Origin of the sequence: Sedimenticola sp. (assembly GCF_050289425.1) — a bacterium.
GTDB lineage: Bacteria > Pseudomonadota > Gammaproteobacteria > Chromatiales > Chromatiaceae > Sedimenticola.
This window is the reverse complement of sequence record NZ_JBNKFS010000046.1, coordinates 1-1,911: the sequence shown is the minus strand read 5'-3', so window position 1 is coordinate 1,911 and position 1,911 is coordinate 1. Positions and strand designations below refer to the sequence as shown.

Genomic DNA, 1,911 nt, shown 5'->3' with positions numbered 1-1,911 from the left:
ATCCAGATCAGTCCATTAGGACTGGGAACGGTCAAGCTGGGTCGTAACGAGCAGGTCAAGTATCCGAGCCATTTCGAAATCCCGGACGATTACAGCGTACGCAATCTACTGGCACAGACCCAAGAACTGGGGATCAACCTGATAGACACCGCCCCTGCCTACGGCAGCAGCCAGGAACGGCTGGGCAAACTGCTTCCGGGCGCCAGAAACGATTGGGTGATCGTCTCCAAGGTGGGTGAGTTCTTCGAGCAGGGCAAATCCCGTTTCGATTTCAGCTACCAAACGACCATTGAAGTCGTAGAGCAGAGCCTGCGAACCCTCAACACCGACTATCTGGATGTGGTACTGATCCACTCAGACGGCGACGATCTCGGCATATTGGAAAATGAAGGCGCTCTGGATGCGCTTCAAAATCTGAAAGAGCGCGGACTGATCCGCGCTCACGGCATGTCCAGCAAGAGCGTCGAAGGGGGATTAACGGTAGTCGACAAGATGGACATCGTCATGGCCACCTGCAACCTTGCCTACAATGAAGAGTTATCAGTCCTCCGGGCCGCCGCGGAAAAAAAACGGGGCGTCCTGATCAAAAAAGGCCTGCAGAGCGGCCATATTCCCGGCGCACACGGTGTTGAAGAATCGATGCGTTTTGTCTTCTCCCAACCCGGGGTCAGTGGCATGATAGTCGGCACCATCAACCCGGACCACCTGCGGGACAATGTCCGGATCATCGAACAAGTACTGGAAGAGATCGAAACACAATGAGCACAAGCCACGCGGATCAACTGAAGCAGTTTCTGGAATGCTCCATTGAGGCCAAGCAGGCGCTGCTGAAAGACCAGGAGCAGATGGCGGCCTTTGATCAGGCTATGCAGGCGATTATCGACTGTTATCGGCAGGGCGGACGACTCTACATCGCCGGTAACGGCGGTTCGGCCGCCGATGCCCAACATCTTGCTGCCGAACTGGTCTGTCGCTTCGGCAAGGATCGACCGGCCCTGCCGGCCGAGGCATTTACAGTGGATAGCTCAATCCTAACGGCGATCAGTAACGATTACGGATATGACTATATCTTCAGCCGACAAGTCGAAGGCAAGATGAAACCGGGCGACCTGTTTCTTGCCATCACCACCTCCGGCAATTCCCCCAATATCCTACGTGCGCTGGAGCAGTGCCGAAAGATGGGATTGACCAGTATCCTGCTCTCTGGACACCAAGGAGGGAAGGCCGCCGCGCTGGCCGATCATCTCATCCTGGCCAAGGGCACAGAAACCAGCACCATCCAGGAACAGCATATAGTGATCATTCACGCGCTGTGTCATACCCTAGAACATACCCTATTTGGCTGAAAGCAAAATCATCAACTCGTTTAGGCCTTGGATTGACGGCATTGACGGTGGTAGAGATAGAGAACCGAAAAGCAGAACAGCATGTAATAGCGGGTAAGCGGATGTAAATAACCTTTATCCAATAACCCACCAATTAATGCCGCCATGCCTGAGGCAAAAAACACGGCATAAACCCTTCGATCAATACCTTCAAACATTCGATATGCGCGAGGGGCTCCCCAAAATAGTAAAACCAGCAACAGCAAATAAGCCAACAAACCCAGTAATCCAGTCTCATACCAGATTTCGATAAACAGGTTATGCAGATGCTTCACATAACTGATCTGAGGAAGGAACTCGATCGATCTATGCAAGCCCACCCCCATTAAAATATTATCCGGTGGATGTGATAGCGCCGTACTCCAGATCGTAAGTCGCTTAGAGCTGAGTCGATCAAGCCATTGAAACGTATCTCCACCGATATCCAATCCTTGTGGCCTGAAAAGGTAGCTATCAGCAACAATAGCGACAACAAATACAACCGGTATTATTACAAATAGAACTGAAATATTTTTGGTATAAATGG

General features: G+C 51.6%; 3 protein-coding genes. 2 read left to right on the top strand and 1 reads right to left on the bottom strand.

The window, feature by feature from the left end; translation table 11 throughout:
- Together ACQY5R_RS18070 and ACQY5R_RS18065 are read left to right on the top strand one after the other, a co-directional pair.
- Positions 1 to 762: aldo/keto reductase (locus ACQY5R_RS18070; protein WP_428610683.1), on the top strand; the 762-nt coding region annotated here is incomplete at its 5' end.
- On the top strand, positions 759 to 1,346 hold the full coding sequence (locus ACQY5R_RS18065) for a D-sedoheptulose-7-phosphate isomerase (RefSeq protein ID WP_428610682.1): 588 nt from the start codon (positions 759 to 761) through the stop codon (positions 1,344 to 1,346). The genes ACQY5R_RS18070 and ACQY5R_RS18065, both read left to right, overlap by 4 nt.
- Before the next feature lie 20 nt (positions 1,347 to 1,366).
- Here ACQY5R_RS18065 and ACQY5R_RS18060 read toward each other — a convergent pair.
- Positions 1,367 to 1,911 (bottom strand): O-antigen ligase family protein (locus tag ACQY5R_RS18060; RefSeq protein ID WP_428610681.1); only part of this gene is annotated, 545 nt, incomplete at its 5' end.